Here is an 8,530-nt window from a genome sequence, read left to right as displayed (position 1 = left end):
GCCCTCGGTTGGCAGCAAGGGCGACAGCTACGACAACGCATTGGCCGAAACCATCAATGGTCTGTACAAGGCCGAGCTGATTTACCGCCAGCCGTGGAAGAGCCGCGAAGCTGTTGAGATGGCGACCTTGAAATGGGTGCACTGGTACAACCACCAGCGGCTGTTGAGCTCAATCGGCTATATCCCGCCTGCGGAGGCTGAGGCAAACTTCCACCAGCAACAAGCAGGTCAGGCCATGGCGGCCTGACTTAAACGAAACGGCCTCCACAAAAGCCGGGGCGATTCACTCAGATGCGTCAAACCGTGCCCACAACTGCTGGGCAAGATCATTCGCTGGATATGACATAAGCTGGGAATTTTCCCATACTTCGGCCGGTTGTCGGGGCGCTAATCAGTGTATAGAGGCTCTGCTGCATGTCGGCTAATAACCCCGCTCGGAGGCGAGACCGGCAGGTTTTGGTTGATTCGGTGCATCGGTTCAGACATTGAAGCGGGAGATGAGATGGACAGGATCAGTGAGCTAGCCGAACGGCTGGGACGGAAACTGGGGGCGCGAGGTGAGCAGGTCGTGACGGCTGAATCGTGCACTGGAGGTGGTATCGCCGAGGCCATAACCCGTATCCCAGGCAGTTCGGCCTGGTTCGAGGCCGGCTTTGTGACGTATTCCAACGCGCAGAAAACTCGCCAACTGGGCGTTGCACCTGAACTTTTCACTCGGGTGGGCGCGGTCAGCTCCGAGGTGGTCGAAGCGATGGTGCGTGGGGCGCAGGCGGGTAGCGGTGCTCGTTACGCGGTGGCCGTCAGTGGCGTGGCCGGGCCGGACGGTGGTTCGGTAGAGAAACCGGTGGGCACAGTGTGGATTGCCTGGGGAGATGGTGAGCGTGTTTTCAGTCGGTGTGAGTGGTTCGGCGGTGACCGTCAAGCGGTGCGCCGAAAGACAGTCGAGTCGGCACTGACTGGGCTGCTTCAACTGTTGGATAAGGAAAATCAGCAGATGGGGTAGGCGGGAGGCTTGCCCTATGGAATAATACTGTCTACTTATACAGTTATCGTGGCCGCTCAGGCCCCCTGGAAGAAACGAGGATCGGAATGGACGAGAACAAGAAGCGTGCCCTGGCTGCAGCCCTTGGCCAGATCGAGAAGCAGTTCGGCAAAGGCGCGGTCATGCGCATGGGTGATCACGAGCGTCAGGCCATTCCTGCCATCTCCACCGGCTCGCTGGGTCTGGACATCGCTCTGGGTATTGGTGGGCTGCCGAAGGGACGTATCGTCGAAATTTACGGTCCGGAGTCCTCGGGCAAGACCACGCTGACCCTCTCGGTGATTGCCGAAGCGCAGAAGCTCGGCGCCACCTGTGCATTCGTCGATGCCGAGCATGCGCTGGATCCGGACTACGCCGGTAAACTGGGGGTTAACGTCGATGACCTGCTGGTCTCGCAACCTGATACTGGCGAGCAGGCGCTGGAGATCACCGATATGCTGGTGCGCTCCAATGCCGTTGACGTGATCATCGTCGACTCCGTGGCGGCGCTGGTACCCAAGGCCGAGATCGAGGGCGAGATGGGGGATCAGCACGTTGGCCTGCAGGCTCGCCTGATGAGCCAGGCGCTGCGCAAGATTACCGGCAACATCAAGAGCGCCAACTGTCTGGTGATCTTCATCAACCAGATCCGCATGAAGATCGGCGTCATGTTTGGCAGCCCGGAAACCACCACTGGTGGCAATGCGCTGAAGTTCTACTCCTCCGTTCGCCTGGACATTCGCCGTACCGGCGCGGTCAAGGAGGGCGATGAGGTGGTCGGCAGCGAGACTCGCGTGAAGATCGTCAAGAACAAGGTGGCACCACCGTTCCGCCAGGCCGAGTTCCAGATCCTCTATGGCAAAGGCATCTATCGCAATGGCGAGATCATCGACCTCGGCGTACAGCAGGGGCTGGTGGAGAAATCCGGCGCCTGGTACAGCTACAAGGGCAACAAGATCGGCCAGGGCAAGGCCAATGCTGCCAAGTACCTGGAGGACAATCCGGAAGTGGCGCGCGAAATCGAAGGTCAGATTCGTCAGCAACTGCTGGCAGGCGGAGTTGCTGCTCCAGCACCGGTGGATGACCTGACTGATGCCGAGGTGGACTTCTAAGCGCTTTCCTCGTGCGTACGACGATGTTGGACAGCCCGCTCGCCATCCGGCGAGCAGCCATGGATCTGCTGGCTCGACGCGAACACGGTCGGGTCGAACTGGCGCGTAAATTGCGCCGAAAGGGTGCTCCCGAGGCGATGATCGAGTCGGTCCTGGAGCAGTTGGCGGACGAAGGGCTGTTGTCCGAAGCACGTTATCTGGAAAGTTTCATCGCTTCTCGTGCCCGTTCCGGCTACGGCCCGCAGCGCATTCGTGAAGAGCTGAAGCAGCGGGGGCTGGCCACCCAGATGATCGAAGAGGCCCTGCGCGAGAGTGGCATGGACTGGTTTGCTCTGTTGCAGGAAGTCTGGCAGCGCAAGTTCGCAGGGCAGTTTCCGGTAGATGCGCAGGAACGTGCGCGACAGGGACGCTTTCTCACCTACCGCGGCTATTCCATGGAGATGATTGGACGCCTGCTTCGCGGCACTGTTGACGATTAGTCATCCGTCACCAGCCTTCGCAGGTAGTCGATGACGTCAGGGGCGCCGGCTAGGCGCAATCCTTCTCCCAGTGCCGTGGCTTCCTGGTGGGCCTTGGGCAGTAGCAGGAATTCCGGTGCGTCGGAGCTCTTTGGTAGTGACAGACGAGCATAGGGCAGGCCGCTATCCAGCAGCAGAGCCATGAAGGTCGGATTGCTCCAGGCTTCTCCGGGCATTGCCAGTGCGTGATAGTGCATCTGCAGATTGTCCAGCCCCACCAGGCTGAGGTTGTAACGAATCAGCCGGGCTGGCAGCAGAACTTCCAGGCCGCGCAGGCGGGCATAAGCAATGGCACTGGCGAAGGCTTCGCCATGTTGCTCGCCAGTCCAGAAAATGCGCGAACCGCGCCAACTGGCCTGGCGTAGCTCAATGGTTTCGCCGGCCTGAAAGTTCGGTAGGGCCTGGCTGAGGGTGCGTACGAAATCTCGGTAGCTAATGATCCGAATAGACTTGCAGTGCGTGCTGGCTGCGTACGCCTCGAAACAGCTGTAGTCAGTCGTATCGAGCGCGCAGGAGAAACCGTCGATGCTGCGCAGGTCGATGCTCTGTAGTGGCTGGATCTGCGCCTCTACCAGTTGAGTCAGTACCGAGTGGGCACTGGCTTTGTCCTCTTGAACCGGACCGGAAAGGGCGTTGCGTGGCAGATTGAGCAGTCGTTGTAGTTGCAGGGTGTCTTGCCAGCCGATGCTGTCCTGCATCGGTGTCAGCATCTGGAAGGGCAAGCGCAGCGTGCTGGCGCAGGAAAGAATCTGGCGCGGGCCGCGTCCGATCAGTCCCAGGCGTTGTGCCAGGGCAGTGAGGCGATTGCTCAAAGTGAAGGATTCGGACAGGCTCATGGCCGCTGGTTTGCTCCCGACGTGTGCAGCGCAGTTTGGCAGACGTAGGGGGCTGTTGCCCAGAGCACGATGCGGATCGTGTGGGTGACGGTATCGATACAAGCCTGTGGCAGAATGGGTGCATTCATTTGCGGGGAAGCCTCCATGCCCAGCGTGGTGCTGGATATTGCGTTATCGGCAGAGCGTTTGCAGGCCATCTATCGTGGCCGTGCCAACAGGATTATTGCGCAAAGTCGCGACGGGCGCAGCGTCAGTTTGCCGGCTCACCACTTGCGCCCCTTCTTAACCCATGCAGGTATCTACGGGGCTTTCGTCCTGGAGTTCAATGCTGCAGGCAAGCTGCTCAGCTTGCGCAGACTGGACTGATCGGAGTATCTGCCTCGCGTCGGCATCCGCCTGGCGGCTATAATCGCCGGTGTATCCATAATCCCCTGTCGAGCTGAGCCTGCCCATGTATTCACTGGCCCGCGAGCTGCTGTTCAAACTATCCCCGGAAACTGCCCACGAACTGTCCATAGACCTGATAGGTGCCGGCGGTCGTCTGGGGCTCAATGGCCTGCTGACCAAGGCGCCGGCGCGTGTTCCAGTGTCGGTCATGGGGCTGGAGTTTCCCAATCCGGTGGGTCTGGCTGCAGGTTTGGACAAGAACGGTGATGCCATTGATGGTTTCGCTCAGCTGGGGTTCGGCTTCATCGAGATTGGTACCGTTACCCCACGTGCACAGCCGGGCAACCCGAAACCACGCCTGTTCCGCCTGCCGGAGGCCGAGGCGGTAATAAACCGCATGGGCTTCAACAATCTGGGGGTGGATCATCTTCTGGCTCGCGTACAGGCTGCCAAGTACAACGGGGTACTGGGCATCAACATCGGCAAGAACTTCGATACGCCGGTAGAGCGGGCCGTGGACGACTATCTGGCCTGTCTGGAGAAGGTTTATCCGCATGCCAGCTATGTGACGGTTAATGTCAGTTCGCCCAACACCCCGGGGCTGCGCAGTCTGCAGTTCGGCGATTCGCTCAAGGAGCTGCTCGAAGCTCTGCGTCGGCGCCAGGAGGATTTGACCGAGGAATATGGGCGTCGTGTGCCGCTGGCGATCAAGATCGCTCCGGACATGAGTGACGAGGAAACGGCTCTGGTTGCTTCGGCGTTGCTCAATGCCGACATGGACGCGGTTATTGCCACTAACACCACACTTGGGCGCGAAGGGGTGGACGGGCTGGCTCATGCCGACGAGGCAGGCGGTCTATCCGGAGCTCCCGTGCGCGACAAGAGCACGCATATCGTACGGGTGTTGGCGAGTGAGCTGGCAGGGCGTCTGCCGATCATTGCGGTGGGGGGAATTACCGACGGACGGCATGCGGCGGAGAAGATCGCCGCTGGTGCGAGCCTGGTACAGATTTACTCAGGATTTATTTACAAGGGGCCGGCACTGATTCGTGAAGCAGTCGATGCCATTGCAGCATTGCGCAAATAGAAGGGGCTCCCTCGGGAGCCCCTAGGCTTGCGCCCGCCGCCTGGATGAGGCGGTATGGTGAAGAAAGAAATTCAGCCTACAGCGTGAAGTTCGTTGAGTCGGTGAATACCGGCCGTGCCGGTCAGCCCATCCCAGTTGTCGCCACGGCCCTCCCGCCAGCCATTGAGCCAGGCTTGACGTACCGAAGGCAGGGTAAAGGGGCAGAGTTCGCGGGATTTACCATTGATGCCGTACTGATAGCCGCGCAAAAAAGCTCTTTCTAACGGATCACGCTTAAGTCTTCTCATAGGGTGTTGCCCTCACTGTTGACTGTTATGTCCCGTTGGCCATTCTGTAGGCCTGGCAGAGAGTTTCTGCCTGCGGAGGTCGCTGCCGGCGTGGCGAGCCTCCTGCACTCCGGCCGTTGCAGCAGGAGTTCTGGATAGAGTTCTAACCAAAGCATCTAGGGCTGTGAACGATCAATTTGTCATAAGGACGTAACCTAATTGGCAGGCAGGCGATAACGGATCTGGTCAAATATCCAGGCCTCATCAGGTAACCGTTGATGGGCCTGACTTTGCGGGGGGAGGCCTGATTCGCCGCTGTCAGGGTAAAACTGCAATTCATTCCGACGAAGGGCCGTATTGAGACACTTTGTCACTTATTAGAAGCCGGGACGCTTGCCGGAAAGCGTCTCACTGAATGCCACAGGCGCTGGATTCTTCATGTCCGACCTTTATGAAATCGTATTGACCTGCCCTAAGGGGCTAGAAACTCTGTTACGCGAGGAGGCTGCTGCGCTGGGCCTGCAGGATGTGCGTGAGCAGACTGCCGCAGTGCGTGGCCAGGCTGATCTGGAAACGGCCTATCGGCTGTGCCTTTGGTCGCGTCTGGCCAATCGTGTGCTTCTGGTGCTGTCGCGCTTTTCCATGGGATCGGCCGACGATCTTTATGAAGGTGTCCGGGCCCTGGACTGGAGCGATCACCTGGAGCCTTCGGGCAGCCTGGCGGTGGAGTTCAGTGGTCATGGCTCGGGCATAGACAACACCCACTTCGGTGCACTGAAGGTCAAGGACGCCATTGTCGATTCTCTACGCACAGCCAGTGGCGAGCGTCCTGTAGTGGACAAGCTGAATCCGAATGTACGCGTACATTTGCGGCTGGACCGTGGCGAGGCGGTACTTTCCCTGGATCTGTCCGGGCATAGCCTGCATCAGCGCGGTTATCGCCTGCAGCAAGGAGCGGCACCACTGAAGGAAAACCTGGCTGCTGCCGTGTTGATTCGCGCAGGCTGGCCGAGAATTGCTGCCGGAGGTGGAGCCCTGGCCGACCCGATGTGCGGTGTTGGTACCTTTTTGATCGAAGCGGCGCTGATGGCTGCCGATATCGCGCCGAACCTGCGCCGTGAGCGCTGGGGGTTTAGTCGCTGGCTTGGTCACGTGCCAGCGCTGTGGAAGAAACTGCACGCCGAGGCCGAGCAGCGTGCCGCAGCCGGACTGGCCAGACCGCCGCTATGGATTCGCGGCTATGAGGCGGATCCGCGGCTTATCCAGCCTGGGCGCAACAATATCGAGCGAGCCGGTCTGGGCGACTGGGTAAAAATCTACCAGGGCGAGTTGGGTACCTTTGAGCCGCGCCCGGATCAAAGCCAGAAAGGCCTGGTGATTTGCAACCCTCCCTATGGTGAGCGCCTGGGTGACGAGGCCAGCCTGCTGTATCTCTACCAGAATCTGGGCGAACGCCTGCGTCAGGCTTGTCTCGGCTGGGAGGCGGGGGTATTTACAGGGGCGCCGGAGCTGGGCAAGCGCATGGGGCTGCGCAGTCATAAGCAATACGCCTTCTGGAACGGCGCGTTGCCCTGCAAGCTGTTGCTGATCAATGTGCAGCCCAACCAGTTCGTCACCGGCGAGCGGCACGGGCGTGAGCAGGGACAGGCTGAGAGCGAGCCAGTGATGCCGGCACGTCTCTCCGAGGGCGGGCAGATGTTTGCCAACCGTCTGCAGAAAAACCTCAGGCAGTTGAGCAAGTGGGCGCGCCGCGAGAGTGTGGAGTGTTATCGCCTGTATGATGCCGACATGCCGGAGTATGCGCTGGCGGTCGATCTGTACCGGGACTGGGTGCATGTTCAGGAGTACGCACCTCCGCGCTCGGTCGATCCGGGCAAGGCCCAGGCGCGCCTGCTCGATGCTTTGGCCGCCATTCCGCAGGCGTTGGGCATACCGCAGGAGCGAGTGGTGATAAAACGCCGCGAGCGCCAGACCGGCACCCGGCAGTACCAGCGTCAAGCCAGCCAGGGACAGTTCATGGAGGTTGGCGAGGGGGGCGTGAAACTGCTGGTCAACCTAACCGACTATCTGGATACCGGCCTGTTCCTTGATCATCGGCCTCTGCGTCTGCGCATTCAGCGCGAGGCGGCCGGCAAGCGCTTCCTCAATTTGTTCTGCTATACCGCCACGGCCACCGTGCATGCGGCCAGGGGCGGAGCACGTAGCACCACCAGTGTCGATCTGTCGAAGACCTATCTGGAGTGGGCCCGTCGCAACCTGTCGCTAAACGGCTTTTCCGACAAGCACCGTCTGGAGCAGGGGGACGTGATGAGCTGGCTGTCGGCGGATCGTGGCGAGTACGATCTGATCTTCATTGATCCGCCGACCTTCTCCAACTCCAAACGAATGGAGGGTGTGTTCGATGTGCAGCGTGATCATGTCGAGCTGATCGACCTGGCCATGGCGCGGCTGGCTAGTGGTGGCGTGCTTTACTTCTCCAACAATTTCCGCAAGTTCAGGTTGGATGAAGGGCTTGAAGAACGTTACCAGGTAGAAGAGATCAGCGCGCAGACGCTGGATCCGGATTTTTCCCGCAATCCGAAGATTCACCGCGCCTGGCGGCTGAGGGCCGGCACAGTGTAAAGGCTGATGTGGCTCGTCCGGGCCTGCCGGTGCTTAGCGTTCGCTGGCCGCCAGTTGCACGCCAAGCCCGGCGAACACTGTGGCAAAACCGTAGCGTAGCTGGCGTTGCACCGCGGCTGATTCGATGACATGGCGACGGAAGGCATGGGCGAGCAAACCGTAGAGGGCGAACACGGCGAAGGTCATGAGCATGAACACCGCGCTCAGTACCAGCAGCTGAATGACGGGCTGGCCAGCGTTGGGCTCGACGAATTGCGGCAGAAATGCCAGAAAGAAGATGCCCAGTTTCGGATTGAGGATGTTCAGCAGGAAGGACTTGAGGATGATCCCGGAGGTGTTGGCCGGTCGTGTTGTGCTGTCAATCGAGAAGGCAGACTTATCGCGCCAGGTGGCATAGGCGATATAGAAGAGGTAGGCGACCCCGGCGTACCTGAGTAGCTCGAAGGCCAGAGCACTGGTATGCAGTACGGCCGCCAGGCCGAGGATCGTGGCGACCAGATGGGGGATGATACCGGCCGTGCAGCCGAGGCTCGCGTAGAGGCTGGCCATGCGCCCCTGGAGTATGCTGGCAGAGATGACATAGATCACCCCGGTTCCAGGGATGAGTACCACGATCAAGGATGTGACGAGAAACTCGAGACTCATCATGCGCTTCCACGGCCTAGTGAGGTGAAACTCTAG

General features: G+C 60.0%; 10 protein-coding genes. 7 read left to right on the top strand and 3 right to left on the bottom strand.

The genetic code is table 11. The annotated features are described in order from the left end of the window. The 4 genes from NCCP436_RS17005 to recX form a co-directional block, all read left to right on the top strand. Positions 1–247: integrase core domain-containing protein (locus tag NCCP436_RS17005; protein WP_220805154.1), on the top strand; the 247-nt coding region annotated here is incomplete at its 5' end. A gap of 255 nt (positions 248–502) precedes the next feature. Continuing rightward, positions 503–1,003, top strand: a complete 501-nt coding sequence (locus NCCP436_RS17000; protein ID WP_220805153.1) for a CinA family protein — start codon at positions 503–505, stop codon at positions 1,001–1,003. Positions 1,004–1,089: 86 nt separating this feature from the next. Beyond that, entirely contained in the window at positions 1,090–2,133 is a 1,044-nt protein-coding gene (gene recA / locus NCCP436_RS16995) for a recombinase RecA (RefSeq protein ID WP_220805152.1), read from the top strand. 23 nt (positions 2,134–2,156) lie between these two features. Further along, entirely contained in the window at positions 2,157–2,612 is a 456-nt protein-coding gene (recX, locus tag NCCP436_RS16990) for a recombination regulator RecX (protein WP_220805156.1), read from the top strand. Here recX and NCCP436_RS16985 read toward each other — a convergent pair. Next, positions 2,609–3,487: a DUF6685 family protein gene (locus NCCP436_RS16985; RefSeq protein WP_220805151.1), complete on the bottom strand. Its 879-nt coding sequence runs from the start codon at positions 3,485–3,487 to the stop codon at positions 2,609–2,611. The two genes, recX and NCCP436_RS16985, sit on opposite strands and share 4 nt — an antisense overlap. 144 nt (positions 3,488–3,631) lie before the next feature. On the opposite strand from NCCP436_RS16985, the gene NCCP436_RS16980 reads away from it, so the two are divergent. Together NCCP436_RS16980 and NCCP436_RS16975 are read left to right on the top strand one after the other, a co-directional pair. Beyond that, positions 3,632–3,853, top strand: coding sequence for a DUF2835 domain-containing protein (locus NCCP436_RS16980; protein ID WP_220805150.1), 222 nt, complete (start codon positions 3,632–3,634; stop codon positions 3,851–3,853). 85 nt (positions 3,854–3,938) lie between these two features. Continuing rightward, positions 3,939–4,961, top strand: coding sequence for a quinone-dependent dihydroorotate dehydrogenase (locus NCCP436_RS16975; RefSeq protein ID WP_220805149.1), 1,023 nt, complete (start codon positions 3,939–3,941; stop codon positions 4,959–4,961). Positions 4,962–5,032: 71 nt separating this feature from the next. Here NCCP436_RS16975 and rmf read toward each other — a convergent pair whose 3' ends face one another. Next, positions 5,033–5,248, bottom strand: a complete 216-nt coding sequence (gene rmf, locus NCCP436_RS16970) for a ribosome modulation factor (RefSeq protein ID WP_003244273.1) — start codon at positions 5,246–5,248, stop codon at positions 5,033–5,035. Positions 5,249–5,665: 417 nt separating this feature from the next. On the opposite strand from rmf, the gene rlmKL reads away from it, so the two are divergent. After that, positions 5,666–7,849, top strand: coding sequence for a bifunctional 23S rRNA (guanine(2069)-N(7))-methyltransferase RlmK/23S rRNA (guanine(2445)-N(2))-methyltransferase RlmL (rlmKL, locus tag NCCP436_RS16965; RefSeq protein WP_220805148.1), 2,184 nt, complete (start codon positions 5,666–5,668; stop codon positions 7,847–7,849). Between the two features lie 33 nt (positions 7,850–7,882). On the opposite strand, the gene NCCP436_RS16960 is transcribed toward rlmKL, so the two are convergent. Beyond that, on the bottom strand, positions 7,883–8,497 hold the full coding sequence (locus tag NCCP436_RS16960; protein WP_220805147.1) for a LysE family translocator: 615 nt from the start codon (positions 8,495–8,497) through the stop codon (positions 7,883–7,885). Positions 8,498–8,530 lie beyond the last annotated feature (33 nt).

Origin of the sequence: Pseudomonas sp. NCCP-436, from assembly GCF_019656335.1 — a bacterium.
Lineage (GTDB): Bacteria > Pseudomonadota > Gammaproteobacteria > Pseudomonadales > Pseudomonadaceae > Aquipseudomonas.
This window is presented reverse-complemented; position numbering and strand designations above follow the sequence as displayed.